Source organism: Streptomyces sp. NPDC016469 (genome assembly GCF_040632905.1).
In the GTDB taxonomy this organism is placed as follows: domain Bacteria; phylum Actinomycetota; class Actinomycetes; order Streptomycetales; family Streptomycetaceae; genus Streptomyces.
Genome location: NZ_JBEYCQ010000029.1, coordinates 1 through 25,465 on the forward strand (window position 1 = coordinate 1; position 25,465 = coordinate 25,465).

The 25,465-nt window shown below is 72.3% G+C and carries 25 protein-coding genes; 11 read left to right on the forward strand and 14 right to left on the reverse strand.

Translation table 11 applies throughout. From position 1 onward, the window contains the following. Window positions 1-184 precede the first annotated feature (184 nt). On the reverse strand, window positions 185-721 hold the full coding sequence (locus tag ABZ565_RS27660; RefSeq protein WP_361032627.1) for an RDD family protein: 537 nt from the start codon (window positions 719-721) through the stop codon (window positions 185-187). 195 nt (window positions 722-916) lie between these two features. On the opposite strand from ABZ565_RS27660, the gene ABZ565_RS27665 reads away from it, so the two are divergent. Then, on the forward strand, window positions 917-1,276 hold the full coding sequence (locus ABZ565_RS27665) for a DUF1330 domain-containing protein (protein ID WP_361032397.1): 360 nt from the start codon (window positions 917-919) through the stop codon (window positions 1,274-1,276). Window positions 1,277-1,523: 247 nt separating this feature from the next. Next, entirely contained in the window at window positions 1,524-2,903 is a 1,380-nt protein-coding gene (gene gdhA, locus ABZ565_RS27670) for an NADP-specific glutamate dehydrogenase (RefSeq protein ID WP_361032630.1), read from the forward strand. Between the two features lie 62 nt (window positions 2,904-2,965). Here gdhA and msrA read toward each other — a convergent pair whose 3' ends face one another. Both msrA and ABZ565_RS27680 read right to left on the reverse strand, forming a co-directional pair. Next, a complete protein-coding gene (gene msrA, locus ABZ565_RS27675) occupies window positions 2,966-3,631 on the reverse strand; it encodes a peptide-methionine (S)-S-oxide reductase MsrA (protein WP_361032400.1) in 666 nt (221 codons plus the stop codon). 61 nt (window positions 3,632-3,692) lie between these two features. Next, window positions 3,693-4,799 carry a hypothetical protein gene (locus ABZ565_RS27680; RefSeq protein ID WP_361032403.1) on the reverse strand — a complete coding sequence of 369 codons (1,107 nt, stop codon included), beginning with the start codon at window positions 4,797-4,799 and terminating at the stop codon, window positions 3,693-3,695. A gap of 66 nt (window positions 4,800-4,865) precedes the next feature. On the opposite strand from ABZ565_RS27680, the gene ABZ565_RS27685 reads away from it, so the two are divergent. Then, window positions 4,866-6,011, forward strand: coding sequence for a cystathionine gamma-synthase (locus tag ABZ565_RS27685; protein WP_361032406.1), 1,146 nt, complete (start codon window positions 4,866-4,868; stop codon window positions 6,009-6,011). Window positions 6,012-6,053: 42 nt separating this feature from the next. Here ABZ565_RS27685 and ABZ565_RS27690 read toward each other — a convergent pair whose 3' ends face one another. The 4 genes from ABZ565_RS27690 to ABZ565_RS27705 are packed head-to-tail and all read right to left on the reverse strand — an operon-like array spanning window position 6,054 to window position 7,623. Then, window positions 6,054-6,239 carry a DUF1059 domain-containing protein gene (locus tag ABZ565_RS27690; protein WP_073862753.1) on the reverse strand — a complete coding sequence of 62 codons (186 nt, stop codon included), beginning with the start codon at window positions 6,237-6,239 and terminating at the stop codon, window positions 6,054-6,056. Between the two features lie 56 nt (window positions 6,240-6,295). Then, window positions 6,296-6,544 carry a hypothetical protein gene (locus ABZ565_RS27695; protein ID WP_361032413.1) on the reverse strand — a complete coding sequence of 83 codons (249 nt, stop codon included), beginning with the start codon at window positions 6,542-6,544 and terminating at the stop codon, window positions 6,296-6,298. Then, a complete protein-coding gene (locus tag ABZ565_RS27700; protein ID WP_361032416.1) occupies window positions 6,541-7,035 on the reverse strand; it encodes a sigma factor-like helix-turn-helix DNA-binding protein in 495 nt (164 codons plus the stop codon). Before ABZ565_RS27700 ends, ABZ565_RS27695 begins: the two co-directional genes overlap by 4 nt. A 57-nt stretch (window positions 7,036-7,092) precedes the next feature. Further along, window positions 7,093-7,623 carry a MarR family transcriptional regulator gene (locus tag ABZ565_RS27705; RefSeq protein ID WP_361032419.1) on the reverse strand — a complete coding sequence of 177 codons (531 nt, stop codon included), beginning with the start codon at window positions 7,621-7,623 and terminating at the stop codon, window positions 7,093-7,095. A gap of 156 nt (window positions 7,624-7,779) precedes the next feature. Between ABZ565_RS27705 and ilvA the strand changes: the two genes are divergently transcribed. The 3 genes from ilvA to ABZ565_RS27720 all read left to right on the forward strand — a co-directional run bounded on the left by ilvA (window position 7,780) and on the right by ABZ565_RS27720 (window position 10,958). Further along, window positions 7,780-9,009 carry a threonine ammonia-lyase gene (gene ilvA, locus ABZ565_RS27710; protein ID WP_361032422.1) on the forward strand — a complete coding sequence of 410 codons (1,230 nt, stop codon included), beginning with the start codon at window positions 7,780-7,782 and terminating at the stop codon, window positions 9,007-9,009. A gap of 102 nt (window positions 9,010-9,111) precedes the next feature. Then, window positions 9,112-10,098, forward strand: coding sequence for an ATP-binding cassette domain-containing protein (locus ABZ565_RS27715; protein ID WP_361032425.1), 987 nt, complete (start codon window positions 9,112-9,114; stop codon window positions 10,096-10,098). After that, window positions 10,095-10,958 (forward strand): ABC transporter permease, encoded by an 864-nt coding sequence (locus tag ABZ565_RS27720; RefSeq protein ID WP_361032428.1) that lies wholly within the window; start codon window positions 10,095-10,097, stop codon window positions 10,956-10,958. The genes ABZ565_RS27715 and ABZ565_RS27720 overlap by 4 nt, the downstream gene beginning before the upstream one ends. 66 nt (window positions 10,959-11,024) lie before the next feature. Here the strand turns inward: ABZ565_RS27720 and greA are convergent, their stop codons facing one another. Further along, window positions 11,025-11,522: a transcription elongation factor GreA gene (greA, locus tag ABZ565_RS27725; protein WP_361032431.1), complete on the reverse strand. Its 498-nt coding sequence runs from the start codon at window positions 11,520-11,522 to the stop codon at window positions 11,025-11,027. 183 nt (window positions 11,523-11,705) lie between these two features. Continuing rightward, window positions 11,706-12,122, reverse strand: a complete 417-nt coding sequence (locus ABZ565_RS27730; protein ID WP_361032434.1) for a DUF4307 domain-containing protein — start codon at window positions 12,120-12,122, stop codon at window positions 11,706-11,708. 152 nt (window positions 12,123-12,274) lie between these two features. Here ABZ565_RS27730 and mca point away from each other — a divergent pair, with 152 nt between their 5' ends. Together mca and ABZ565_RS27740 are read left to right on the forward strand one after the other, a co-directional pair. After that, window positions 12,275-13,156 (forward strand): mycothiol conjugate amidase Mca, encoded by an 882-nt coding sequence (gene mca / locus ABZ565_RS27735; protein ID WP_164402211.1) that lies wholly within the window; start codon window positions 12,275-12,277, stop codon window positions 13,154-13,156. 1 nt (window position 13,157) lies between these two features. After that, window positions 13,158-13,388 carry a hypothetical protein gene (locus ABZ565_RS27740; protein WP_361032437.1) on the forward strand — a complete coding sequence of 77 codons (231 nt, stop codon included), beginning with the start codon at window positions 13,158-13,160 and terminating at the stop codon, window positions 13,386-13,388. Window positions 13,389-13,499: 111 nt separating this feature from the next. Here the strand turns inward: ABZ565_RS27740 and ABZ565_RS27745 are convergent, their stop codons facing one another. Further along, window positions 13,500-16,679: a tetratricopeptide repeat protein gene (locus tag ABZ565_RS27745; protein ID WP_361032440.1), complete on the reverse strand. Its 3,180-nt coding sequence runs from the start codon at window positions 16,677-16,679 to the stop codon at window positions 13,500-13,502. Between the two features lie 314 nt (window positions 16,680-16,993). Between ABZ565_RS27745 and ABZ565_RS27750 the strand changes: the two genes are divergently transcribed. Next, the gene (locus tag ABZ565_RS27750; protein ID WP_361032443.1) at window positions 16,994-19,000 is read left to right on the forward strand and encodes a thioredoxin domain-containing protein; all 2,007 of its coding nucleotides are present in this window, start codon (window positions 16,994-16,996) and stop codon (window positions 18,998-19,000) included. A gap of 51 nt (window positions 19,001-19,051) precedes the next feature. On the opposite strand, the gene ABZ565_RS27755 is transcribed toward ABZ565_RS27750, so the two are convergent. Next, complete coding sequence (locus ABZ565_RS27755; RefSeq protein ID WP_361032446.1) at window positions 19,052-19,747, reverse strand: hemolysin III family protein; 696 nt, start codon at window positions 19,745-19,747, stop codon at window positions 19,052-19,054. A 230-nt stretch (window positions 19,748-19,977) separates the two neighbouring features. Here ABZ565_RS27755 and ABZ565_RS27760 point away from each other — a divergent pair, with 230 nt between their 5' ends. Then, window positions 19,978-21,804 carry a phosphoenolpyruvate carboxykinase (GTP) gene (locus ABZ565_RS27760; RefSeq protein WP_361032449.1) on the forward strand — a complete coding sequence of 609 codons (1,827 nt, stop codon included), beginning with the start codon at window positions 19,978-19,980 and terminating at the stop codon, window positions 21,802-21,804. A gap of 175 nt (window positions 21,805-21,979) precedes the next feature. Next, on the forward strand, window positions 21,980-22,471 hold the full coding sequence (locus ABZ565_RS27765; RefSeq protein WP_361032452.1) for a hypothetical protein: 492 nt from the start codon (window positions 21,980-21,982) through the stop codon (window positions 22,469-22,471). 71 nt (window positions 22,472-22,542) lie between these two features. On the opposite strand, the gene ABZ565_RS27770 is transcribed toward ABZ565_RS27765, so the two are convergent. From ABZ565_RS27770 to ABZ565_RS27780, 3 genes are all read right to left on the reverse strand, one after another. Further along, window positions 22,543-22,938 carry a hypothetical protein gene (locus tag ABZ565_RS27770; RefSeq protein WP_164398544.1) on the reverse strand — a complete coding sequence of 132 codons (396 nt, stop codon included), beginning with the start codon at window positions 22,936-22,938 and terminating at the stop codon, window positions 22,543-22,545. A 92-nt stretch (window positions 22,939-23,030) separates the two neighbouring features. Then, window positions 23,031-24,242 (reverse strand): pyridoxal phosphate-dependent aminotransferase, encoded by a 1,212-nt coding sequence (locus ABZ565_RS27775; protein ID WP_361032455.1) that lies wholly within the window; start codon window positions 24,240-24,242, stop codon window positions 23,031-23,033. Window positions 24,243-24,513: 271 nt separating this feature from the next. Beyond that, complete coding sequence (locus ABZ565_RS27780) at window positions 24,514-25,350, reverse strand: arylamine N-acetyltransferase (protein ID WP_361032458.1); 837 nt, start codon at window positions 25,348-25,350, stop codon at window positions 24,514-24,516. Between the last annotated feature and the right edge of the window lie 115 nt (window positions 25,351-25,465).

Here is a 25,465-nt window from a genome sequence, read left to right on the forward strand (position 1 = left end):
TTTTTACTTACCCGCCGCTACCCCTAATATACACCTATAACTTCACACTCTTTCCCTACCCGCCGCTCTTCCGATCTGGCGGCACCGGAGTCCGGTGCCGCCGCCTTCGGCGTACGTCACGGAGAGCGCCGCGGCGCGCACCCGTCCCGCGCCCCAGCCAGCGGGCCCCGCGCCCCCGGCGGTGTCAGGCCCTGGGCCGCACAGCCCTGCGGTACGCCACGAGGGCGCCCCGGCGGACCTGGCGCAGGCCGAGCGGGTCCGCGTACGAGACGCCCTGCTCGCAGGTCCGGACCGGCACGGGCCCGGCCTCGTCGCGCCGCCCGGTCCGGGGGCCGGCGCGCAGCCCGTACCAGGGGCGCAGGGGCAGCCAGGCCAGCCCGTAGAGCCAGCGCCGCACCAGCAGGACGGGGCCCGGGCGGCGGACGTCCGGCAGGGTCACCACCCGGATGCCCATGATCAGCTTGCCGGCCCCCGCGCCGAGGAAGGCGGTGAGCACGACCTGGTTGACGAAGGACAGCACGAGCACCGGAACGGCCACCAGCGCCGCCGCCTCGGGCAGGGGCGCGGTGTCCACGTACGGCCTGGCCAGCAGCCCGGCCGCGAGTACGCAGAGGTAGCAGTCCAGGCCCACCGCGAGGCAGCGGCGGGTCTCGCCGGCGCGCGGCGGGAGGCGCGGGCCGGGGAGTGACGACCCGCTGTGCCCGGACCGGGCGGGCAGCACGGGCCCGGCGGGCCGGTGCGGACGGAGACCTCTCCGGTTCCCCCGTATGGATGTCATGGCCGAATCATGTCTGATGGACCGTCACCGCGTCCCGGGGCGACGCGCATTACCCCGCGGGTAATCGACGCCCTCCGGCGCCCCCGGCAGCATGGAGCCATCAGCCGACGGACGACCGCACGAACCGGAGGGTCCACCATGACCGCCTACGCCATCGCGCACCTGTACCCCGAGGGCCGCCCCAACGCGGAGGTCATCGGCTACATCGAGCGCATCCAGTCGACCCTGGACCCGTACGGCGGCCGCTTCCTGGTCCACAACGCGCCGGTCGAGGTGGTCGAGGGGGCGTGGCCCGGCGCGGTGGTCGTCGTCGGCTTCCCCTCCCTCGGGGAGGCGCGCGCCTGGTACGCCTCCCCGGCCTACCAGGAGCTGGTGCCGCTGCGGGCCCGGAACATGGCGGGGGACGTGGTGATCGTGGAGGGCGTCGCACCGGACTACGACCCGAGGGCGACCGCCGCGGCGCTGCGGGCGGAGGCGGACGCCACTCCGGTGGCGTAACGCCTGGATTTCCGGAACCTCACCGTCGAGCCCACCCGGCTGTGAGATTCACCACTTCGGCGGTCGCCCGGACGCGGCCGGGACCCGGCCATTCATGCCCGTCACCGGCCTCGCACAAGGCCGTTGGCCAGGTCCGGGGCCTCCGGGCGGCCGATCACCATGTGGATACCACGGGCTGTCGGGCGGGTCCGCTGGGAGAATCGGGGCGCCCCCGCGTATGAGCCGACCCATGGAAGGTCTTGATCAGATGCCGGTCACCCCTGACTCCGCCACCTCGCACGCCGCCGAGAACCGCATCATCGAGCCGTTGTACGCCGCGGTCCTGCGTCGCAACCAGGGCGAGAAGGAATTCCACCAGGCGGTCCGGGAGGTCCTGGAGACCCTCGGCCCGGTGCTGGCGAAGCGGCCGGAGTTCGTGGACGCCCGGGTCATCGAACGCATATGCGAGCCGGAGCGGCAGCTCATCTTCCGGGTGCCGTGGTCGGACGACTCGGGCGACATCCACGTCAACCGCGGCTTCCGCGTCGAGTTCTCCAGCCTGCTCGGCCCGTACAAGGGCGGTCTGCGCTTCCACCCGTCGGTCAACCTCGGCATCGTGAAGTTCCTCGGCTTCGAGCAGATCTTCAAGAACGCCCTCACCGGCATGCCCATCGGCGGCGGCAAGGGCGGCGCGGACTTCGACCCGAAGGGCCGCTCCGACGCCGAGATCATGCGCTTCTGCCAGTCCTTCATGACCGAGCTCCACCGCCACGTGGGCGAGTACACCGACGTGCCCGCCGGTGACATCGGCGTCGGCGGCCGCGAGATCGGCTACCTCTTCGGCCAGTACAAGCGGATCACCAACCGCCACGAGTCCGGCGTCCTCACCGGCAAGGGCCTCGGCTGGGGCGGCGCCCTGGTCCGCACCGAGGCGACCGGCTACGGCTGCGTCATGTTCACCGCCGAGATGCTCCGCAGCCGGGGCGAGACCCTGGACGGGCAGCGCATCTCCGTCTCCGGCTCCGGCAACGTCGCGATCTACGCCATCGAGAAGGCCCAGCAGCTCGGCGCGACCGTCGTCACCGCCTCCGACTCCGGCGGCTACGTCGTGGACGACAAGGGCGTCGACCTCGATCTGCTCAAGGAGATCAAGGAGCGCGGCCGCGGCCGCATCTCCGAGTACGCCGAGCGGCGCGGCGCGCACGTGAAGTACGTCGAGGGCACCGGCGTCTGGAACGTGCCCGTCGACGTGGCCCTGCCCTGCGCCACCCAGAACGAGCTGCACGAGGCCGACGCGCTCACCCTCGTCCGCAACGGCGTCAAGGCGGTCGCCGAGGGCGCCAACATGCCCACCACCCCCGAGGCCGTCCGCGTCTTCCAGGACGCCGGAGTGGCCTTCGCCCCCGGCAAGGCGGCCAACGCGGGCGGCGTGGCCACCAGCGCCCTGGAGATGCAGCAGAACGCCTCGCGCGACTCCTGGACCTTCGCCCACACCGAGCAGCGCCTCGCGGAGATCATGCGCCACATCCACGACTCCTGCTTCACCACCGCCGAGAAGTACGGCAGCCCCGGCAACTACGTCGTCGGCGCCAACATCGCCGGCTTCGAACTGGTCGCCGACGCGATGCTGGCGCAGGGGCTGATCTGACCCGGGGCCCACGACGCACGGAAACGGCCGGGAGACGCGTCTCCCGGCCGTTTCCGCAGGTGTCAGCTCTCCGCCGGTGCCACGCCCACCGGGCAGGAGACGCCTGTGCCGCCGATGCCGCAGTAGCCGCCCGGGTTCTTGTCCAGGTACTGCTGGTGCGCCGGTTCGGCGGGGTAGAAGGGGCGGCCCTCGGCCGGCAGGATCTCCGTGGTGATCGAGCCGTGGCCCGAGGCCGTCAGGACCTTCTGATACGCCTTGCGGGACGCCTCGGCGGCCTCCGCCTGCTCGGGGGAGTGGGTGAAGACCGCGGAGCGGTACTGCGTGCCCACGTCGTTGCCCTGGCGGAAGCCCTGGGTCGGGTCGTGGGACTCCCAGAACAGCTTCAGCAGCTCGCCGTACGTGACGGTCCTCGGGTCGTACACGACGCGGACCGCCTCCGTGTGGCCGGTGAGGCCCGAGCAGACCTCCTCGTACGCGGGGTTCTCCGTGTAGCCGCCCTGGTAGCCGGCGAGCGTCGTCCAGACGCCGTCCGTCTGCCAGAACTTGCGCTCGGCGCCCCAGAAACAGCCCAGCGCGAAGTCGGCGGTCTCCAGGCCCTCCGGGTACGGGCCCAGCAGCGGGTTGCCCAGCACCGTGTGCCGGGCCGGGACGGTGAACTCGGGGACGGAACGGCCGCGCAGGGCCTCCTCCGGGGTGGGGAGCTGAGGGGTGCGGCGGTGCAGGAACATGCGGGGGCTCCTCCTGGGTCGGCGTGCTGTCGGTACAACGCGCGGAGCGCCCCGCGGATTCCTAGCGCGGCAGCGACGCCGGGCTGCCGCCGTTCGCCTCGTAGCCCGCGACCGCCAGCGCCCGGTAGACCGCGTACTCGGCGGCCGGGTCCTCGCTCGCCGTCCACGGCAGCGCGCCCACGTACCCGTCGATGCGCACCAGCTGGTGCACCGCCTCCGACCAGCGCTCCATCCGCACCAGGAACAGCACCAGCAGATGGCGCACGTGCGGCAGCATCGGGTCGTCGGCGCGCGCCGCGTGCACCGCGAACATCGCGCCCTCCACGGCCCGGGTCACCACCTGGCTCTCGTAGAAGCCGCGGACCAGATTGACCTCGGGCAGGTGCTCGTACACAGCGAACAGCGGGAGCGCGGCCAGCAGGGAGCCCTGCGGGGCACGGGCCGCGGCGGCCGTCGCGAAGCGGTCGGCCTCCTCGCGCGAGCCGTGCCACCGCTCGCTCCAGAAGTGCAGCGCCGCGATGTGCGCGCCCATGTGCGCCGGGGCCCGGTCGATGATCTTCGCCCACAGCCGGTCGAACTCCTCGCCGGAGTAACCCAGTCCGCGCGCCACCGCCAGCTCCACGATGTACGGGACCGGGTCGCCCGGGGCCAGGAGGGCGGCCTCGCCGATCACCGTACGGGCCTCCTCCAGGATGATCCGGAAGTCGTCCGTACCCGCCGTGGACGAGCGCCACGCCTGCTGCACCAGGAACTCCGCGTGCACCGCCGCCGCGCCCGCGTCCTTCGGCGCCTCCGCGCGCCACTTGCGCAGCCACGCCCCGCCGACGCCCGGCTTCCGCAGCAGTTCGAGGGAGGCTGCCCCGGCGAACGCCTGTACCCGCTGCCGGCGCAGCTCGCCCTCCTTCGGCGTCCCGGCCAGCAGCTGGGACGCCGCCCGCCACTCCTGCGTGTGCTGCACGACCTCCAGCACGTCCAGCAGGTCCTGGTCCGGCCCCGGCGTCCGGACGTCCAGCTCCTCCTGGCGTACGAAGCCGTAGTCCTGCGGATCGGCGGCGTCGGGGGAGCCGGGCGCGGCCAGCCGGATGCCGCCGCCGCGCCGGCGCAGCACGTACGGGCCGATCGCGGCGGTCAGCAGACACAGCGCGAGCAGGAACCACAGAATCTCCATGCCCCCATTGTCACCGGACGGCCAGGCAGGCCGTGAGCCCCCTCGCGACGAACTACGCTCGGCCCCATGAGCGACCAGCACAGCTTCGAAACCCGCGCGATCCACGCGGGGAACACCGCCGACCCCCTCACCGGCGCCGTGGTTCCGCCCATCTACCAGGTGTCCACGTACAAGCAGGACGGCGTGGGCGGACTGCGCGGCGGTTACGAGTACAGCCGCAGCGCCAACCCGACCCGCACCGCCCTGGAGGAGAACCTCGCGGCCCTGGAGGGCGGCCGGCGCGGGCTCGCCTTCGCCTCCGGCCTCGCCGCCGAGGACTGCCTGCTCCGTACGCTGCTGAGCCCCGGCGACCACGTGGTCATCCCGAACGACGCCTACGGCGGCACGTTCCGGCTGTTCGCGAAGGTCGCCTCGCGCTGGGGCGTGGAGTTCTCCGTCGCCGACACCTCGGACGTGGCGGCGGTCCGCGCGGCGATCACCCCGCGCACCAAGGCGGTCTGGGTGGAGACCCCGTCCAACCCGCTGCTCGGCATCACCGACATCGCCGCCGTCGCCCAGGTCGCCCGCACCGCGGGGGCCCGCCTCGTCGTGGACAACACCTTCGCGAGCCCCTACCTCCAGCAGCCGCTGGCGCTCGGCGCGGACGTCGTGGTGCACTCCACCACCAAGTACATGGGCGGCCACTCGGACGTCGTCGGCGGCGCGCTGATCGTCAACGACCCGGACCTGGCCGACGAGTTGGTCTTCCACCAGAACGCGATGGGCGGGGTGGCCGGCCCGTTCGACGCCTGGCTGGTGCTGCGCGGCATCAAGACGCTCGCCGTCCGCATGGACCGCCACAGCGAGAACGCCACCAAGGTCGCCGAGCTGCTGACCCGGCACCCCAAGGTCACCCAGGTCCTCTACCCGGGCCTGCCCGAGCACCGGGGCCACGAGGTAGCCGCCAAGCAGATGCGGGCCTTCGGCGGCATGGTGTCCTTCCGCGTCGAGGGCGGCGAGGAGGCGGCGGTCGAGGTCTGCAACCGGGCGAAGCTGTTCACCCTGGGCGAGTCCCTGGGCGGCGTCGAATCGCTGCTCGAACACCCCGGCCGCATGACGCACGCGTCGGCGGCCGGCTCCCCGCTGGAGGTCCCGGCCGACCTGGTCCGCCTCTCCGTCGGCATCGAGAACGCGGACGACCTGCTCGCGGACCTGACGCAGGCGCTGGGTTAAGGCTCGAAGGGGCGGGGCCGGGACGCCGGCCTCGCCCGGGCTTCAGGCCGGTTCGTCCTCCAGCGTCGCCCTGACCTGCTCCCGCAGCTCGGGGCCGTCCGTGTGCTGGTGGACGGAGACGGCGTGCTCGCTCGCGGCCCGCACGACTTCCTCCTCCTCACCGGCGATCGTCAGCGAGCAGTTCGTCTCACTCGGATACTTGCGGCAGTCAGCGATTTTCCGGGTCATGACAGCCTCCTGACCACTCCTTTCCAGGGTAGTCCGGAACGCCCGGCCCGCCGCGTCTACCAGACCTCCACCGGCGTCGTTTCCGCCGGAGGCGTCTCCCACGGCCGGGCCGCCAGCGCCCACACCGTGAACCCCGCCACCGCCGCGACCAGCATCAGCACCCAGAGCCGGCGCAGCGCCCGCCGGCGCCGCAGCAGCCGGGCACCCCGCTCCGCCGCCGACGCCGCCAGATCAGCGGGCACCTGCGGATGCGGGGCCTCCAGCATCCGGCGCACCTCGTCCTCGCGGCGCCCGGTGCCGCTCACGGGGCGGCCCCGAGCAGCCGGGCCGGGCCCCGGCGCGCGGTCGGGTTCCTGGTGCCGCGCATCGTGGCCACCGACCGGTTGCAGACCGCGCGCACCCGGTCCTCGGGCAGCCCGAGCAGGGCCGCCGTCTGCTCCTCCGGGACCCCTTCGTACAGCCGCAGCACCAGGACGAGACGTTCCTGCGGGGTCAGCCGGTCCAGCAGGCCGCCGCGCGGCCGGTGGTGGCGCCACGCCTCGCGGGCGAACCGGGCCGCCAGCTCCTGCCGGGTGCGGTCGTACGGGTCCTCGCCCCGCAGCCGCTCCCAGTCGGCGAACGTCCGGGCCAGCGAGGCCGTGAGCAGTCGCCGCGCGTGCGGGTTGGCGCCGGGTCCGTCCGCCGGTTCGGCGGTGAGCAGCGTGGCCGTGTGCAGCAGCCGGCCCGCCGCGCCCGCGACGAAGGACTCGAAGTCCTGGGCGCGGCCCCGCCGCGGGCCCGCATGACGCTCTCGCACACGTCAATCCGAACGCGCCGCGGCTCGCAGGTCAACCCCCCGGAACCCGGCGGGTGTTCAGTTCGCGGAAGCCGTCTGGTGCGCCGCCTGCCGGGCCGCCAGCGCCGCGTTGAACCGGGTGAGCAGCGCGCAGAACGTGTCCCGCTCCTCCTCGCTCCACCCGTCCGTCACCTGCGACATCAACTCCCGCCGCGAGTCCCGCACCTCGTCCAGCCGGGCCTGGCCGCGCGGCGACAGCTGGAGCACGACCGCCCGGCCGTCCTCCGGGTGCGAGGTCCGCTTCACCAGGCCGGTGTCCACCAGCGGGGCGACCTGCCGGGTCACCGTGGACGAGTCGATCCCCATCCCGGCGGCCAGCGCCTTGACGCCCATCGGCCCTTCCCGGTCCAGCCGGTTCAGCAGCAGATAGGCCGCCCGGTCCATGGAGTTGCGCACCTGGCCCACCCCGCCGAGACGGGTCTGCTCGGCCCGGCGGGCGAATACGGCCACCTGATGCTGGAGGGTGTCGAGAACGTGGTCGGGACCCGGGTTTTCCGGGGCAGCGCCCCCGGAAGGAGACGAGGCAGTCGTCATGTCCTGAGGGGGCATGGCCGGGGGCTCTCTTCGTGCGGTGTCGGATGGGTGGGGGACAGAGTACGCGGCCCCGGGGCAACGCGTACCAGCGCTGCACAAACCTGCGGACATCGGCGCAGGACGGCCCCGCAAGCGGCGGCCGGAACCCCTGCGAGCTGCAAGACTTGCGGTATGAACTTCCCGTCGCCCGGCAGCTTTCCCTCGGTGATCCTCGACGACGTGCGGGGGGCGGCGAAGATGCTCTCCGGGGTCGCCAAGGTCACCCCGCTCGAAGGAAGCCGCCATCTCTCGGGCCTCGTGGGCGCGCCCGTCCTCTTCAAGTGCGAGAACCTCCAGCGGACCGGCTCGTTCAAGCTGCGGGGCGCCTACGTACGCATCTCAGGACTCACCCCGGTCGAACGCGCCGCGGGGGTCGTGGCCGCGAGCGCCGGGAACCATGCGCAGGGTGTCGCCCTCGCGTCTGCGCTTCTCGGCGTACGTTCCACGGTCTTCATGCCCGTCGGGGCACCGCTGCCGAAGGTCGCCGCCACCCGCGAGTACGGGGCCCGGGTGCGGCTGCACGGCACCGTCGTGGACGAGACCCTGGCCGCCGCCCAGGAGTACGCGCGCGAGACCGGCGCGGTGTTCATCCACCCCTTCGACCACGCCGACATCATCGCCGGGCAGGGCACGGTCGGCCTGGAGATCCTGGAGCAGTGCCCCGAGGTGCGGACGATCGTCGTCGGTATGGGCGGCGGCGGGCTGGCGGCCGGTATCGCGGTCGCGGTCAAGGCCGTCCGGCCCGACGTGCGCATCGTCGGCGTGCAGGCGGCCGGCGCCGCGTGCTACCCGCCGTCCCTGGCGGCCGACCGCCCCGTCTCCCTCGGCACGCTCCAGACCATGGCGGACGGCATCAAGGTCGGGCGCCCGGGCGACGTGCCCTTCGCCCTGGTCAGGGACCTGGTGGACGAGGTGCGTACGGTCTCCGAGGACGAGCTGTCCAGCGCCCTGCTGCTCTGCCTGGAGCGGGCCAAGATGGTGGTCGAACCCGCCGGGGCGAGCCCGGTCGCCGCGCTCCTCAGCGACCCGAAGGCGTTCCGCGGCCCGGTGGTGGCGCTGCTCTCCGGCGGCAACGTGGACCCGCTGCTGATGCAGCGCATCCTCACCCACGGCATGGCGGCGGCCGGCCGCTACCTCAGCCTGCGGCTGCGGCTCACCGACCGGCCGGGCGCGCTGGCCGCCATGCTCGGCGTGCTCTCGGTCGCCGACGCCAACGTCCTGGACGTCAGCCATGCCCGTACGGACCCCCGGCTCGGCCTCACCGAGGCGGAGGTGGAGCTGCACCTGGAGACGAAGGGGCCCGAGCACTGCGACGACGTGAAGGCGGCGCTGCGGGACGCGGGTTATTTGGTGATGGGCTGACGATCTGCCCGCCGCTCGTGTGTTCACCGGGCGTGGCACTCCCGGCGTCCCTAGGATCTGGACCTGAGAGGTAGCCACCCGAACGCACTGGGGGAATCCCATATGCCAGGCGCCATCTACGCCGAAGGACTCGTCAAGACCTTCGGTGATGTACGAGCACTCGGCGGCGTCGACCTCGACGTGCCGGAAGGCACCGTGCTCGGACTCCTCGGCCCCAACGGAGCCGGCAAGACGACCGCCGTCCGGGTCCTGACGACGCTGCTCCGGCCGGACAGCGGCAGCGCCTTCGTGGCGGGGATCGACGTCCTGAAGCATCCCAACGAGGTGCGGCGCTCGATCGGGCTCTCCGGCCAGTTCGCCGCCGTCGACGAATACCTGACCGGGCGCGAGAACCTCCGCATGGTCGGCCAGCTCTACCAGATGAGCGGACGCGCGGCGAAGGCCAGGGCGGGCGAACTGCTCGACCGCTTCAACCTGGCCGACGCGGCGGACCGCCCCGCCAAGACCTACTCCGGGGGCATGCGCCGCCGCCTCGACCTGGCGGCGGCGCTCGTCGTGTCCCCGCCGGTCATGTTCATGGACGAGCCGACGACCGGCCTCGACCCGCGCAACCGCCAGCAGCTCTGGGAGGTCATCGAGGAACTGGTCGCCGGCGGCACGACCCTGCTGCTGACCACGCAGTACCTGGAGGAGGCGGACCACCTCGCCCACGACATCTGCGTGATCGACCACGGACGCGTCATCGCACGCGGCACCTCCGACCAGCTCAAGGCCCGCATCGGCGGCGAACGCGTCGAGGTCGTCGTACACGACCCCGAGCACATCGAGTGGGCCCGCACCGTCCTCACCCGCCTCGGCAAGGGCGAGACCGCCGTCCTGCCCAACATGCGCAAGCTGACCGTCCCGGTCGACGGCGGCGCCAAGCTCCTCGCCGAGGTCATCCGCGACCTGGACGCCCAGGGCGTGGAGATCGACGACATCGGGCTGCGCCGCCCCACCCTGGACGACGTGTTCATCTCCCTCACCGGCCACGCGGCCGAACAGGAGAAGAACGAAGCCGGGTCCCCCGGATCGGAGACGGAGAAATGAGCGCCCTCAGCGAAGCCCGTACGACCGCCCCGCGCCCGGGCGGCGGCATCGGCCAGTCGGTCCGCGACTCGCTGGTCATCGGCAGGCGCAACCTCATCCGCATGACCCGGATCCCCGAGATGATCCTGTTCGGGATCATCCAGCCGGTCATGTTCGTGGTGCTCTTCACCTACGTCTTCGGCGGCTCGATCGCCATCCCGGGTGCGGGCGTCAGCGCCGGGGCCTACAAGGAATTCCTGATGGCCGGCATCTTCGCGCAGACCGTGACCTTCGCCACGGCGGGCGCCGGTGCGGGCATCGCGGAGGACATGCACAAGGGCCTCATCGACCGGTTCCGGTCGCTGCCGATGGCCCGGGGCGCGGTGCTGACCGGGCGGACACTGGCCGACCTGGTGCAGACCGCCGTCACGCTCGTCGTCCTCGCGGGCGTCGCCCTGCTCGTCGGCTGGCGCACCCACGAGAACATCGGCAAGGTCCTCGGCGGCTTCGGCCTGCTCCTGCTGCTCGGCTACGCCTTCACCTGGATCGGCGCGCTGATCGGCCTCACCGTCCGCACCCCGGAGGCGGCCACCTCCGGCGGCCTGATCTGGCTCTTCCCGCTGACGTTCATCTCGAACGCCTTCGTGCCGGTCAACGGCATGCCGACGTTCCTCCAGTACGTCGCCGAGTGGAACCCGTTCAGCGCGACGGTGGCGGCGGCCCGTGAACTGTTCGGCAACACGATCGAAGGCGTCCCGAAGTCGGTGACCGGCGCCTGGCCGATGGAGCACCCCGTCTGGGCCTCGCTGATCTGGTCCGTGCTGATCATCGTGGTCTTCCGGACCCTGGCCGTACGCAAGTACCGCTCGGTCTCCCACTGAGCACCCCGGACACGGAAGGGCCCCGGCCGCATCCCGCGGCCGGGGCCCTTCGCCGTGCTCGACGGGTCAGCCCGTGTACGGCTTCGCCGACAGGATCTTCACCGTGGCGGTCTTGCCGTTCGGCAGCTCGTAGTCGGCGTTGTCGCCGGTCTTCTTGCCGTTCACGCCCACGCCGAGGGGCGACTGCGGCGAGTACGTCTCGATGTCCGCGCTCGCGTACTCACGGGAGGCCAGAAGGAAGGTCATGGTGTCGTCCGCGTCGCCGTCGAAGGCGATCGTCACGACCATGCCGGGCTCGACCACGCCGTCGTCGGCCGGCGCCTCGCCGACCTTCGCGTGCTCCAGGAGCTGGGTCAGCTGGCGCACCCGGAGCTCCATCTTGCCCTGCTCCTCCTTGGCCGCGTGGTACCCGCCGTTCTCGCGCAGGTCCCCCTCCTCACGGGCCGCCGCGATCTTGACGGCGATCTCCGTGCGCGCGGGACCAGACAGGTACTCCAGCTCGGCCTTGAGCTGGTTGTACGCCTCCTGCGTGAGCCAGGTGACGTTTTCGCTGGTCTGGGTCACAGGGTGCTCCTCGTCGGTACTGGGAATACAAAGCAACGCCCTACCCGCAAGCATGCGCTGCTACGGGTGGGCGAAACCACGAGCCTAACAATTCACCGGGAAAAGGGGGAGAAGGTAAAAGACCCGACCGTGGAAACCGCAGGTCAGAGTCGGTTAAATGGGGTTACGACGGGCGTGCTGCGGTCAACTCGACGCCCCGCCGTCCTCCGTGCAGCCCAGCAGCTCGACGGCGGTCGCCCGGGACGTCGTCCGCAGGGTCAGAATCCGGTCGATCCGGCCGGTGTCACCGTCGAAACGGAAATCCTTGCGGGCGACCTCCGTGCCGTTCTCGCTCAGCGAGCGGAGCGTGCAGTAGCCCTTGTCGTCCCGGCCCTTGCGGACCTCGAGGTGTACCTCGACGCGGTCGTCCGAGACGACCTTGAACTTGATCATCTCGGCGCTGAGGCCCTTCCCGCCCACGTAGTCGTAACCGATCCAGCCGACCACACCCAGCAGGACGGCGCCGAGCACCGCGCCGATGATCTTCAGCTTGCGGTCCGCGCGCTGGTCCGCGGAGCGGCCGTAGCGGTTCTCGGGAAGCGCCTCGCGCACCGCCGTCATGATCGTTCCTCCCGTGCCGGGGATCGAGGAATTTTCCACCCCCCGGTTCGGTCACTATAGAAGTTGCCCACCCGTCACCCGACCGCCGCCCCGAGATCGGCGTCCCTGCGGGACGGCACCCTTGATGGCGACCAATGACTGAGGATCGAGTCTTGACTGAGCAGCTTCGACTGATGGCCGTACACGCTCACCCCGACGACGAGTCGAGCAAGGGCGCGGCCACCATGGCCAAGTATGTGTCCGAGGGGGTGGACGTGCTGGTCGTGACCTGCACGGGAGGCGAGCGCGGCTCCATCCTCAACCCGAAACTCCAGGGCGACGCCTACATCGAGGAGAACATCCACGAGGTGCGCCGCAAGGAGATGGACGAGGCCCGGGAGATCCTGGGCGTCAAGCAGGAATGGCTCGGCTTCGTGGACTCGGGCCTGCCCGAGGGCGACCCGCTGCCCCCGCTCCCCGAGGGCTGCTTCGCCCTGGAGGACGAAACCGTCGCGGCCGGCCGCCTCGTCGCCAAGATCCGCGCGTTCCGGCCGCAGGTCATCACCACGTACGACGAGAACGGGGGCTACCCGCACCCCGACCACATCATGACCCACACCATCTCGATGATCGCCTTCGAGGGCGCGGCGGACACCGAGAAGTTCCCCGAGGCGGAGTTCGGCCCCGCCTGGACGCCGCAGAAGCTCTACTACAACCAGGGCTTCAACCGGCAGCGCACGGTCGCCCTGCACGAGGCGCTGCTCGCCCGCGGCATGGAGTCGCCGTACGGGGAGTGGCTGGAGCGCTGGAAGGAGTTCGGGCGCCCCGAGCGCACGCTGACCACGCACATCCCGTGCGCGGACTTCTTCGAGATCCGCGACAAGGCGCTGATCGCGCACGCCACGCAGATCGACCCGGACGGCGGCTGGTTCCGCGTTCCGATGGACATCCAGCGGGAGGTCTGGCCGACCGAGGAGTACGAGCTGGCGAAGTCTCTGGTCGATACCTCCCTCCCCGAGAGCGACCTCTTCGCGGGCATCCGCGACAATGCCTGATATGTACGCGACTCAGGCACTGACGAACCTCGTCCCGCTCGCCGAGGAACTCGACAAGAACAAGGTGACCCCCGGGGTCCTCGGCTTCATCGTCTTCGCGGCGCTCGCCGTGGGCGTGTGGGCGCTCATGAAGTCGATGAACCGGCACATGGGGCGGGTGAACTTCGAGGAGCGGCCGGCGGAGCCGGCGTCGGAGGAGCCGGCCGAGCCGGTGTCCGCGAAGCGGAAGTAGTACGGCGGGGCGCTCCGGTGCGCCCCGCCCGCCGTTGTCGTCCGGCTCGGAGATGCCCTCAATCGCCGGGCGGGCTGGGTTGTGGCCGGTCCGGCGTTGATGGTGCGGAGGTCAGACCCTTACGCCCATGATCTCCCGGGTCCGCCGGGACGGGACCAGGTCCAGGGACCACGCCTGCCAGCCCGTCTCCAGGTCCGCGCCCCGGTCCAGGACCACCCGGTAGGTGTCCGCGCAGTCGTCCAGCCCGGGGTCCCTGGCCGGGTGGCCGGCCGCGCGGAGCTCGGCCAGCTCCTGCTGGGCGACCACCGTGCCCACCTCGACGCCGCCCGGCGAGGCGTACGGCAGCAGCGTGCAGCGCAGGAAGCGCGCCCAGTCCGCGCCGCGCGCGTCCCCGTACGACTCGAACAGGGCCACCGCCTCGTCGCACAGCCCGAGGGCCTGGGGCGTCCGCTGGTTGCCCGCGTCGATCAGCGCGAGGTCCAGGCAGGCCCACGCCTCGCCGTGGGCGACCCCGATGCGCCGGAAGTCCGCCCGCGCGTCCGCCAGCAGCTGGCGGGCGAAGCCGGAATTGCGCAGGTTGCCCGTCTGCGCGGCCCGCTGGTCGCGGGTGACGCGCCCCGAGTGGTGCCGGGCGCACGCCAGACCGTAGACATCGCGCATCCGCGAGAACATCGTCCGGGCCCGCTCCAGCTGCCGTACGGCTTCCACCGTGTCGCCGGTCTCCTCCAGCGCCTGGCCCAGGTGGTACAGGGTCCACGCCTCGCCGCGCGCGTCCTCGTTGTCGCGGTGGCGGGCCAGGGCCGCGGTCAGCTGCTCGACGGCCGCGCCCGGCTCGCCGTCCAGCAGCCGGGCCCGGGCGAGCTGGGTCGTCGCCCACGCCACACCGCGCTCGTCCCGGGTCCGCCCGTACAGATCGAGGGCGGCGCGCAGCGCGGCCTCCGCCCCCTCCGCGTCGCCCAGGCGCAGCCGGACCTGCCCGAGCTGGAACCGGGTCCACGCCTCGCCGTGCAGCGACTCGCCCTCGCGGTGCAGGGTGAGCGCGGTGTCCAGGAGGGCGACCGCGTCGGCCAGGTTGCCCCGGTCGCGCTCGACGGCCGCCAGCGCGTGCAGCGACCAGGCCCGGTCCGCGTCCTGCCCGGCGGCGAGCTGGAGCTCCATCGCCTCGCGGAGCCGGGCCGCCGCCTCGGTCAGGTTGCCCTGGTGGTGCAGCGTGATACCGAGGGAGCACAGCGCCAGCGCCGTACCGGCGTCGTTCTGCGCCTCCCGGTACAGGCCGACGACGGAGGACAGCGTGGTGCGGGCCTTGTCCAGCTCGCCGAGCTGCCGGGCGGCGATGCCCGTACGCCACCGCACCGACCGGTCGAGCAGCCCCTGGTCGACCGCCTGGGTCAGCTCGCTTATCTCGCCCAGCCGGTAGAGGTCGCCGCGCAGCAGGCAGTAGTCGCACAGCGCGCCGAGCAGCGCGAGCACCGCCGCCTGGTCGACGCCCTCCGCATGGCGCAGGGCCGAGGTGATGAAGCTCGACTCGTCGTCCAGCCAGCGCAGGGCCGCGTCCAGCGAACTGAAGCCGTGCGAGCCGAACTGGCCGGCCCGGGTCGACATCTTGCCGTCCACCATCCGGATCACCGCACCGGCCAGCTCCGCGTAGTTGGCGATCAGCCGTTCCTGCGCGGCGGCGCGCTCGGCCGGCTCCTCCTCGTCCAGCAGCCGGGCCAGGGCGAATCCGCGCACCAGGTCGTGCAGCCGGTAGCGGGAGCCGCGTACGTGGTCGAGCAGCCCGGCCTCGGACAGGGCCGTCAGCAGCCGGCCGGCCTCCTGCTCGTCGGCGGAGAGCAGCGCCGCGGCGGCAGCGGTGCCCAGACTCGCCCGGCCGGCCAGCGCGAGCCGTCGCAGCAACCGCCTGCCCTGCTCGGACTGGTCGGTGTACCGCAGCCACAGGGCGCGCTCGACGGGCGGCACCGGGCCGTACGCGGCGAGGTCGGCGGCCAGCACGTCCGCCGTACGCGCCCCGAGTGCGGAACCGGCGATGCGCAGGGCCAGCGGCAGCCCGCCGCACAGCTCGGTGATCGCCTCGCTCGACGGATAGTCGTACGGACCCGGATCGGCCTCCTGCGACACCCCGCGCAGCAGCTCCTCCGCGCCGCCCGGATCGAGGGCCCCGACCTCCAGCCGGTGCACCCAGGCCGGCAGGGAATCGGGCAGCTCCAACGGCTCGCGGGCGGTGACCAGGACCAGGCTGTCGGAGCGCTCCGGGATCAGCGTGGCGACCTGTTCGGCGTCCCGGGCGTCGTCCAGGACGATCGTCACCGCGGTGCCCGTCAGATGCTGGTGGTACAGCTCACCGAGCCGGCGCACCTGCTGCTCGGCGGACGCGCTGTCCCGGAACAGCAGCTGCTCGCGGGGTGCGCCCAGCCGGTTCAGCAGGTGCAGCAGCGCGTCCCGGGTCGGCAGCGGCGCCTCGCCCTCCGCGTCACCGCGCAGGTCCACCACGCACGCGCCCTTGAACTGGTCCTTCAGCTCGTGCGCCGCCCGCACGGCGAGCGTGGTGCGCCCGGCGCCCGGGGGACCGTGCAGCACGACGACGGTCGGCTTCGTCTCGGTCGACGCGCGGGCCGCGTGCACCCACTGGCCGATGCGGGCCAGCTCACCCCGCCGCCCCGCGAACAGCCCGTCGGCCGCCGGGAGATGGCCGAACGACTGCTCCAGGAGCGACCGCATCCGCGCGGCCGCGCTGCGGTCCCCGCCGCGCAGCGGGGTGCGTGCCTTGGCCGCTGCCTTCTTCGCCGGGGCACGGGTGGTGGCGGCGAGCATCCGCTGCTGGTCGAGGAACGGGCGGATCCCCCGTACGTCGAGGGCGGCCAGCCACTGGAGCCGCAGCTGATCCGGACGGGCGCCCGCCCGGTCGGCGGGCCGGTGCGAGGCGGTGGCCTTGGCGACCGTGGCGGTGGCCCCCGCCACGGCGACGACCGCCCCCGCGCCGAGCGCCAGCCCGGACGCCGTGCCGAGCGCCACGTCGGCCCCGAAGGCCGCGGCGGCCGCGACGCCGGTGACCAGCAACGGCGTCGCCATGCTCTCCCGGCTGAAGCGCTGCCCGCCCGCCGAGGTGTCGAGCGCCTGCACATACGCCGCGTACTCCTCCGCCGCGCCCTCCGCGATGGTGTCGAGGGCGGCCCGCGCACGGGTCAGCAGGACGGACGGATCCGTCCGTCCGCCGCTGCGCCGTGCCTCTTCCTCCACCGCCCGTACCAACAGCCGCTCCGCATCGGCCCGGTGGCCGTCCCGCATCCGCATCTGTGTCCCCCTCCGGCTCCGGTGTACGGCGCCCGGCCCTCGTACGGTGGGCCGTCGCGAGGTCCAGTGTCCTTCGTACGGCGCGCCCGCGCGAGGGAGGGGGAGCGGTCCACCGGGGGCGAACACCCCTGGGAAGTTGACGGGTTGGGGCCGGTACCCGCGTCCGCCCGACGGCAGGGGCGCGTCCGAGGCCTGATCCGGCGGTGGCTGCGAACACGAGGAGTTCCTTACGCGCGGCTTCAGCCCCCCTGCCCCGGCCGTCTCGCTCTTCCGGGTCCCGTGGTCGCAGCCGGCCCTGTGAGAGGCTGGCCCGCATGAACCGGTTGGCTGGTGTGACCTCGCCGTATCTGCTTCAGCATGCCAACAATCCCGTCGACTGGTGGCCCTGGTCGCCCGAGGCGTTCGAGGAGGCGCGGCGGCGGGACGTGCCCGTTCTGCTGTCGGTCGGGTACTCGTCCTGCCACTGGTGCCACGTCATGGCGCACGAGTCCTTCGAGGACGAGGCCACAGCCGCCTGCATGAACGAGCACTTCGTGTCCGTCAAGGTGGACCGTGAGGAGCGGCCCGATGTGGACGCGGTGTACATGGAGGCGGTGCAGGCGGCTACCGGGCAGGGTGGGTGGCCGATGACCGTGTTCCTCACCGCGGATGCCGAGCCGTTCTACTTCGGGACCTACTTCCCGCCCGAGTCACGGCACGGGATGCCGTCCTTCCGGCAGGTGCTCGAAGGGGTCACCGCCGCCTGGACCGACCGGCGCGACGAGGTCGGGGAGGTGGCCGGACGCATCGTGCGGGACCTGTCCGAGCGCAGCCTCGCCCATGGCGGGGACGGGCCGCCCGGGGAGGCGGAGCTCGCGCAGGCGCTGCTCGGGCTGACCCGGGAGTACGACGAGAAGCGGGGCGGGTTCGGCGGGGCGCCCAAGTTCCCGCCGTCCATGGCGCTGGAGTTTCTGCTGCGCCACCACGCCCGCACCGGGGCCGACGGCGCCCTTCAGATGGCCGCCGACACCTGCGCGGCGATGGCCCGGGGCGGGATCTACGACCAGCTCGGCGGCGGGTTCGCCCGGTACGCCGTGGACCGGGAATGGGTCGTCCCCCACTTCGAGAAGATGCTCTACGACAACGCGCTGCTCTGCCGCGTGTACGCCCACCTGTGGCGGTCGACCGGGTCCGGGCTCGCCCGGCGGGTGGCCCTGGAGACCGCCGACTTCATGGTGCGCGAGCTGCGGACGCCCGAGGGCGGGTTCGCCTCCGCGCTCGACGCCGACAGCGAGGACGCGCAGGGCAAGCACGTCGAGGGCGCGTACTACGTGTGGACGCCGGAGCAGCTGCGCGAGGTGCTGGGCGAGGAGGACGCCGCGTTCGCCGCCGAGCACTTCGGGGTGACCGACGAGGGCACCTTCGAGGAGGGCTCCTCGGTGCTCCAGCTGCCCGGCGACCCCGACGACCTCCGCGCCGCCGGCGTACGGGAGCGGCTGCTGGCCGCCCGGGAGCAGCGCCCGCGCCCGGGGCGCGACGACAAGATCGTCGCCGCCTGGAACGGGCTCGCCATCGCCGCGCTCGCCGAGACGGGCGCCTTCTTCGACCGGCCCGACCTGGTCGAGCGGGCCACCGAGGCGGCCGACCTGCTGGTGCGGGTGCACATGGGCCCCGTCGCCCGGCTCGTCCGGACGTCCAAGGACGGGCGCGCCGGTGACCACGCCGGGGTGCTGGAGGACTACGGGGACGTCGCGGAGGGCTTCCTTGCGCTGGCCGGGGTCACCGGCGAGGGGGCCTGGCTGGAGTTCGCCGGATTCCTGCTGGACATCGTGCTCCAGCACTTCCGGGGCGAGGGCGGCCAGCTGTACGACACGGCGGACGACGCCGAGCGGCTGATCCGGCGCCCCCAGGACCCCACCGACAGCGCGACCCCGGCCGGCTGGACGGCCGCCGCCGGCGCGCTCCTCTCGTACGCCGCGCACACCGGATCCGAGCCGCACCGCACCGCCGCCGAGGAGGCGCTGGGGGTCGTGAAGGCGCTGGGGCCGCGCGCCCCGCGCTTCATCGGCTGGGGGCTCGCGGTGGCGGAGGCGCTGCTCGACGGGCCGCGCGAGGTGGCCGTCGCCGGGCCGGTCGGCGGGGAGCTGCACCGTACGGCCCTGCTCGGGCGGGCGCCCGGCGCGGTCGTCGCTGCGGGGGAGCCGGGCGGGGCGGAGTTCCCGCTGCTGGCCGACCGGCCGATGGCGGACGGCGCGCCGACCGCGTACGTCTGCCGGCACTTCGTCTGCGACGCCCCGACGACGGACGCGGAGGCGCTGGCCCGCGCGCTCGGCGGGGCCTGAGCGGGTGCGGGGGCGTCCCGGGGCGCCCCCGCGAAAGCCCTGGCAGGGACGTCAGCTGTGGTTGTACGCCACCAGCGAGATGCCGATGTAGTGCACGGTGAACGCGGCCAGGGTGAGCGAGTGGAACACCTCGTGGAAGCCGAACCAACGTGGTGACGGGTTCGGCCGCTTGATGCCGTAGATGACGCCGCCCGCGCTGTAGAGCACGCCGCCGACGACCACCAGCACCAGCACCGCGACTCCGCCGGCCCGCATGAAGTCCGGCAGGAAGAAGACCGCCGCCCAGCCCATCGCGATGTAGCAGGGCGTGTACAGCCAGCGCGGGGCGCCGACCCAGAAGACCCGGAACGCTATGCCGGCGAGCGCCGCCGCCCAGACCGCCCACAGGAGCGGGGTGCCGGTGGACTCGGGCAGCAGGAGCACGGTGAGCGGCGTGTACGTGCCCGCGATGATCAGGAAGATGTTCGCGTGGTCGAGCCGGCGCAGTACGGCTTCGCCGCGCGGCCCCCACGTACCGCGGTGGTAGACCGCGCTCACGCCGAAGAGCAGGCACGCCGACGCGATGTAGACCGTGCAGGCGATCCGGCCCCGGGTGCTGTCCGCGAGGGTGATGAGCACGATGCCCGCGATGACCACGGCGGGGAACATCCCGGCGTGCAGCCAGCCGCGCATCCGGGGTTTCAGCGGAGCGTCGGCGAGCGTGGCCGGGCGGGGACCGGTGGTGTCGGGCGCGGCGGCAGCAGTCATTCCCGCATCGTACCTACGCCCCCGTAGAGGCCGGATACGGGCGTGACCGAGTGCTGATGCTCACATGGGCGGCCCTCTGGACATATGGGCGCGAGGGTCGGATGATCAAATGAGTGCGGTCGGCACCGGATGAGCGCCAAGGGGAATTCGAAGGGGTACACGCATCCGGGTCGCAGCCCCCACGGGGCAGCAGAGGCACCAACCGAATACACCCTCACCAAGGAGCGATCGTGGCGCGCGACATCGCGGCTCCCCTCACTGTTCCCACCAACCACCAGGAGCTGATCTCCTGGGTGGACGAGATCGCAGCACTCACCGAGCCGGACCGGGTGGTCTGGTGCGACGGTTCCGAGGCCGAGTACGAGCGCCTGTGCGGGGAGCTCGTCGCCAAGGGCACCTTCACCAAGCTGGACGAGATCAAGCGCCCGAACTCCTACTACGCGGCCTCCGACCCCAGTGACGTCGCCCGCGTCGAGACCCGTACGTTCATCTGCTCCGAGAAGGAGGAGGACGCCGGCCCGACGAACCACTGGAAGGACCCCGCCGAGATGCGGGAGATCTTCGTGGGGGAGCAGGGCGTCTTCCGCGGCTCCATGCGGGGCCGCACGATGTACGTCGTCCCGTTCTGCATGGGCCCGCTGGGGTCGCCGCTGTCCGCGATCGGCGTCGAGATCACCGACTCCGCGTACGTCGCCGTCTCGATGCGCACCATGACGCGCATGGGGCAGCCGGTGCTCGACGAGCTGGGGTCCGACGGCTTCTTCGTGAAGGCCGTCCACACCCTCGGTGCGCCCCTGGAGGAGGGCCAGGAGGACGTTCCCTGGCCCTGCAACGAGACCAAGTACATCTCGCACTTCCCCGAGGACCGCGAGATCTGGTCGTTCGGCTCCGGCTACGGCGGCAACGCGCTGCTCGGCAAGAAGTGCTACGCCCTGCGCATCGCCTCCGTCATGGCGCGCGACGAGGGCTGGCTCGCCGAGCACATGCTGATCCTGAAGCTGACCCCGCCGCGCGGTGAGTCGAAGTACGTCGCCGCCGCGTTCCCGAGCGCCTGCGGCAAGACGAACCTCGCGATGCTGGAGCCCACGATCTCCGGCTGGACCGTGGAGACCATCGGCGACGACATCGCGTGGATGCGGTTCGGCGAGGACGGCCGGCTGTACGCGATCAACCCGGAGGCGGGCTTCTTCGGCGTCGCGCCCGGCACCGGCGAGCACACCAACGCCAACGCCATGAAGACGATGTGGGGCAACTCCGTCTTCACCAACGTCGCGCTCACCGACGACGGTGACGTCTGGTGGGAGGGCATGACCGAGGAGCCGCCCGCGCACCTCACGGACTGGAAGGGCAACGACTGGACTCCTGAGTCCGGGACGCCCGCCGCCCACCCCAACGCCCGCTTCACCGTCCCGGCCGGGCAGTGCCCCATCATCGCGCCCGAGTGGGAGGACCCGAAGGGCGTGCCGATCTCGGCCATCCTCTTCGGCGGCCGCCGCGCCTCCGCCGTCCCGCTGGTCACGGAGTCCTTCAACTGGCAGCACGGTGTCTTTCTCGGCGCCAACGTCGCCTCCGAGAAGACCGCCGCCGCCGAGGGCAAGGTCGGTGAGCTGCGCCGCGACCCGTTCGCCATGCTGCCGTTCTGCGGCTACAACATGGGCGACTACATGGGCCACTGGCTCAAGGTCGGCGCGGACAAGCCGGACCAGTCGAAGCTGCCGAAGATCTACTACGTGAACTGGTTCCGCAAGAACGACGCGGGCAAGTTCGTCTGGCCCGGCTTCGGCGAGAACAGCCGCGTCCTGAAGTGGATCGTCGAGCGCCTGGAGGGGAAGGCGGAGGGCGTCGAGTCGCCGATCGGCATCCTTCCCGCGAAGGGCTCGATCGACACCGAGGGCCTGGACCTGTCCGAGGCCGACCTCGACTTCCTGCTCAAGGTCGACAAGGAGGTCTGGCGCGAGGAGGCGGCGCTGGTCCCCGAACACCTCAACACCTTCGGCGACCACACGCCGAAGGAGCTCTGGGACGAGTACCGCGCGCTGGTCGAGCGCCTGGGCTGAGTCGGCCCTTGCGTACGGCGACGGCCCCCGAGCGTGCTTCGGGGGCCGTCGGTCCGTTCACCACGCCCTGTTCGTAGTCGTGTTGTGACTCTCCGGATTCCGGGAAGTGGCAGCCGCGACCGTACGGTCGGCCCGGACGCGCCGTTAGGGCGCGCGGGGGAGAGGACCGGCCGGCATGGAGTATCCGCCGTATCCGAACAACTCGCAGGCCGGCCCACCGCTCCTTCCGCGGTCGATGCCGCGCTGGGCGGTGGCTCTGATCGCGGTGACGGCCTCGGTGGTGGTGTTGTCGCCGATCGTCGCCGTAGTGGGTTTCTTCTACGCGGACGGGAAGATCCACGAGAGCCTGCGTTTCGCGGACGAGGACGTCACCGTCTTCTCCTGCGGCCTGGACGCGGAGACGCGCCGCCCGGTCGCCGGGGTGCGGATCACGAGCCGGGCGGCGCGGCCCGGGAGCTACACCGTGTCTCTCGGCTTCCGGGACCGCGCGGCCGGGAGCGAGAAGGGCGCGGCCGCCGGGAAGCGCACGGTGGTCGTGAAGGACCTGGCGGTCGGTGCCACGGCGTCGGAGCGGGTCGTCGGGCCGGTCGCGGTGCTGGGGCGGCCGGCGTGCGAGGTCGTCGACGTGACGTTCCTGTCGACCGCCCTGGTCTCGGCAGCGCCCTGACGTACACGCGCGAGAACCGAACATGGGTGGCACCCGGTCCACGCGCCTCGACGGCGCGTGGACCGGGGCCGTCAGTGGGCGCCGACCGGCGTCCGGGCGTCGGCCGCGAGTGCCTCGGTGTGGGCGTCCATGCGCTCGGCCGAGAGGATCGCGACCGCCGTGTCGGCGCGGGAGGCCGCCACCACCAGGGCCCGGCCCGCGAGAGCGTGGGCCCGGCGGTGGAGGGCGGCCGCGGGGGCGTCGCTCAGTCCGGCGTGGCGGACGGGCGGGGCGCCCCGCAGCCTGGCCACCTGCCCGGCGATGCGGTCGCCCGCCGCGCCGAGACCCAGCTCGTCGGTGACCGCGAGCAGGGCGGCCAGGTGTCCGGCGAGCTGGATGTCCAGCTCCTCCTCGCGGGTGCGGTGCGGGAAGTCGCCGGCGTGGTCGGCCGGTGTGTGGACCGATTTGGTGCGGATCGGTTCGTACATGGATGGCCTCCTGGTGGTGCTGTGGGAACCATCCTAGCTTGGATTCAGTCTAAAGTTGTCCATCTTCGAGGAAAGTCGGGGCCGCGGCACGGCTAGACCTGGCTGTAGCCGTCCAGGAAGTGGGCGATCCGGCCAATCGCGTCCGTCAGGTCCTCGGCCGACGGCAGGGTCACCACGCGGAAGTGGTCGGGATCCGGCCAGTTGAAGCCCGTGCCCTGCACCACCATGATCTTCTCGGCCCGCAGCAGGTCCAGGACCATCTGCCGGTCGTCCTTGATCTTGTAGACCTTGGGGTCGAGCCGCGGGAAGAGGTACAGCGCCCCCTTCGGCTTCACGCAGGTCACGCCCGGGATCCGCGTCAGCAGGTCGTACGCCGCATCGCGCTGCTCCAGGATGCGGCCGCCGGGCAGCACCAGGTCGTTGATCGACTGCCGGCCGCCGAGCGCGGTGGCGACCGCGTGCTGCGAGGGCATGTTGGCGCACAGCCGCATGTTGGCCAGGATCGTCAGCCCCTCGATGTACGAGGTGGCGTGCGCCTTGGGGCCGCAGACGGCCATCCAGCCCGAGCGGTAGCCGGCCACGCGGTAGTTCTTGGACAGCCCGTTGAAGGTGAGGACCATCAGGTCCGGGGCGATCGTCGCGGTGGGGGTGTGCGTGGCGCCGTCGTACAGGATGCGGTCGTAGATCTCGTCGGAGCAGACGACCAGGTTGTGCCGGCGGGCGATCTCCGTGAGCCCGCGCAGCATCTCGTCGTCGTAGACGGCGCCCGTCGGGTTGTTCGGGTTGATGATCACCATCGCCTTGGTGCGGTCGGTGATCTTCCGCTCGATGTCGGCGAGGTCGGGCATCCAGTCCGCCTGCTCGTCGCAGCGGTAGTGCACGGCCGTGCCGCCCGCCAGCGAGACCGAGGCCGTCCACAGCGGGTAGTCCGGGGCCGGGACCAGCACCTCGTCGCCGTCGTCGAGCAGCGCCTGCATCGACATCTGGATCAGCTCGGAGACACCGTTGCCGAGGTAGACGTCCTCGACGTCCAGGTCGATGCCCTTGGTCTGGTAGTGCTGCATCACCGCCCGGCGCGCGGACAGCAGCCCCTTCGCGTCGCCGTAGCCGTGCGCCCCGGAGAGGTTGCGCAGGATGTCCTCGAGGATCTCGGGCGGGCACTCGAAGCCGAATGCGGCGGGGTTGCCGGTGTTCAGCTTGAGGATGCGATGCCCGGCCGCCTCCAGCCGCATCGCCTCCTCGAGCACGGGGCCGCGGATCTCGTAGCAGACGTTGGCGAGCTTCGTGGACTGGATGACCTGCATGCCAGCGAGCTTACGACTGTGGTTCACGGGCCGCCCGGGCTTTGCCCGCCGGTTGGCCCGCCCGGGCGGGGACGCGCCTCCGCCCGGGCTTTCATCGCCATGCGCCCGCCGTTCGCGAACCGTGGGAACGCCGGTCGCGGGCGGCCCGGGGCTTGGAATGGGGTGGCGCGGCGGTGTGACGGACCGGAACGGGTGACATACGCCACGGAGTGGTGTGCGCCGGGGCTCGCGCGGGAATGCGGGCGCGCCCCGGGGGGCGTTTGCGCCGGGCTCACCCGGGAAGCCGCGCGCCCTCCGGGAGGTGCAGCGCGAAGTCCTCCGCCAGTACGCGGACCACCTCGGCGGTGTCCGCCAGCTCCCGCTCGCGCGGGGCGCCGCCGTCGTGCGGCGTCACCACGAGGGTGCGGCCGGAGAGGGCGAGGTGGGCGTCCCCGGTGGTGCGCCGCACGTACAGCAGCCGGGAGAACGGCGAGCGCGGGTTGGTCGCGATGTGCCAGTTGATGACCTCGTAGTCCGGCGCCTCGAAGGGCTCCCGGGTGAACGCGTACTGCCCCTTCCACTCCCCGTCGCGCGTCCGGGCCCGCAGCTCCCACAGGTCCAGGGGCCCGTCGTGCGGCAGCCGGACGAGCCGGTGGTGGCGCGGGGTGTCGCGCAGCTCCGCGTCCGGGGCGAGCGCGAGGGGCTCCAGCAGCGCATCGGTCCCGCCGAAGCCGACGTCCGCGAGAAACGGACCGGGCCCGCCCGGCACCCGGACCTCCATCAGCATGTGGGTGCGCGGCCGGACGTCCCCGGGGGCCGCGCCCAGCACCACGCGGGCGGTGAGCAGGGTGACGCCGAAGCCGAGGGCCCGGAGCGCGGCGGCGAACAGGGTGTTCTGCTCGTAGCAGTAGCCGCCGCGCCCGCCCCGTACGAGCTTCGCCTCCAGGTCGGGCAGCGCGAGCGAGGGGACGGTGCCGAGGAGCGGGTCCAGGTTCTCGAACGTGATGGCCGTGGCGTGGGCCCGGTGCACGGAACGCAGCACGTCCACGGTGGGGCGGCGCTCCCCGCCGTACCCGATCCGGGCGAGGTAGGCGTCGAGGTCGAGTGCGTGAGCGGTGTCGCGAGTCATGCCCCGACGGTATGCGGGGGTGCCGGTCCGCCGCCTCCGCCCGGGGGAGGGGCGGTCCTGGTCCGTCGGTCCTGGTCCTGCCGTACCTCTGAAGCAGCTCAACAGCCGTGTGCGC

Excerpts from the sequence above, each read along its gene's own strand:
- ABZ565_RS27665 (WP_361032397.1), top strand. The coding sequence starts at position 917 with ATGACCGCCTACGCCATCGCGCACCTGTACCCCGAGGGCCGCCCCAAC.
- gdhA (WP_361032630.1), top strand. The coding sequence starts at position 1,524 with ATGCCGGTCACCCCTGACTCCGCCACCTCGCACGCCGCCGAGAACCGC.
- msrA (WP_361032400.1), bottom strand. The coding sequence starts at position 3,631 with ATGTTCCTGCACCGCCGCACCCCTCAGCTCCCCACCCCGGAGGAGGCC.
- ABZ565_RS27680 (WP_361032403.1), bottom strand. The coding sequence starts at position 4,799 with ATGGAGATTCTGTGGTTCCTGCTCGCGCTGTGTCTGCTGACCGCCGCG.
- ABZ565_RS27685 (WP_361032406.1), top strand. The coding sequence starts at position 4,866 with ATGAGCGACCAGCACAGCTTCGAAACCCGCGCGATCCACGCGGGGAAC.
- ABZ565_RS27690 (WP_073862753.1), bottom strand. The coding sequence starts at position 6,239 with ATGACCCGGAAAATCGCTGACTGCCGCAAGTATCCGAGTGAGACGAAC.
- ABZ565_RS27705 (WP_361032419.1), bottom strand. The coding sequence starts at position 7,623 with ATGCCCCCTCAGGACATGACGACTGCCTCGTCTCCTTCCGGGGGCGCT.
- ilvA (WP_361032422.1), top strand. The coding sequence starts at position 7,780 with ATGAACTTCCCGTCGCCCGGCAGCTTTCCCTCGGTGATCCTCGACGAC.
- ABZ565_RS27715 (WP_361032425.1), top strand. The coding sequence starts at position 9,112 with ATGCCAGGCGCCATCTACGCCGAAGGACTCGTCAAGACCTTCGGTGAT.
- ABZ565_RS27720 (WP_361032428.1), top strand. The coding sequence starts at position 10,095 with ATGAGCGCCCTCAGCGAAGCCCGTACGACCGCCCCGCGCCCGGGCGGC.
- ABZ565_RS27730 (WP_361032434.1), bottom strand. The coding sequence starts at position 12,122 with ATGACGGCGGTGCGCGAGGCGCTTCCCGAGAACCGCTACGGCCGCTCC.
- ABZ565_RS27740 (WP_361032437.1), top strand. The coding sequence starts at position 13,158 with ATGTACGCGACTCAGGCACTGACGAACCTCGTCCCGCTCGCCGAGGAA.
- ABZ565_RS27745 (WP_361032440.1), bottom strand. The coding sequence starts at position 16,679 with ATGCGGATGCGGGACGGCCACCGGGCCGATGCGGAGCGGCTGTTGGTA.
- ABZ565_RS27750 (WP_361032443.1), top strand. The coding sequence starts at position 16,994 with ATGAACCGGTTGGCTGGTGTGACCTCGCCGTATCTGCTTCAGCATGCC.
- ABZ565_RS27755 (WP_361032446.1), bottom strand. The coding sequence starts at position 19,747 with ATGACTGCTGCCGCCGCGCCCGACACCACCGGTCCCCGCCCGGCCACG.
- ABZ565_RS27765 (WP_361032452.1), top strand. The coding sequence starts at position 21,980 with ATGGAGTATCCGCCGTATCCGAACAACTCGCAGGCCGGCCCACCGCTC.
- ABZ565_RS27770 (WP_164398544.1), bottom strand. The coding sequence starts at position 22,938 with ATGTACGAACCGATCCGCACCAAATCGGTCCACACACCGGCCGACCAC.
- ABZ565_RS27775 (WP_361032455.1), bottom strand. The coding sequence starts at position 24,242 with ATGCAGGTCATCCAGTCCACGAAGCTCGCCAACGTCTGCTACGAGATC.
- ABZ565_RS27780 (WP_361032458.1), bottom strand. The coding sequence starts at position 25,350 with ATGACTCGCGACACCGCTCACGCACTCGACCTCGACGCCTACCTCGCC.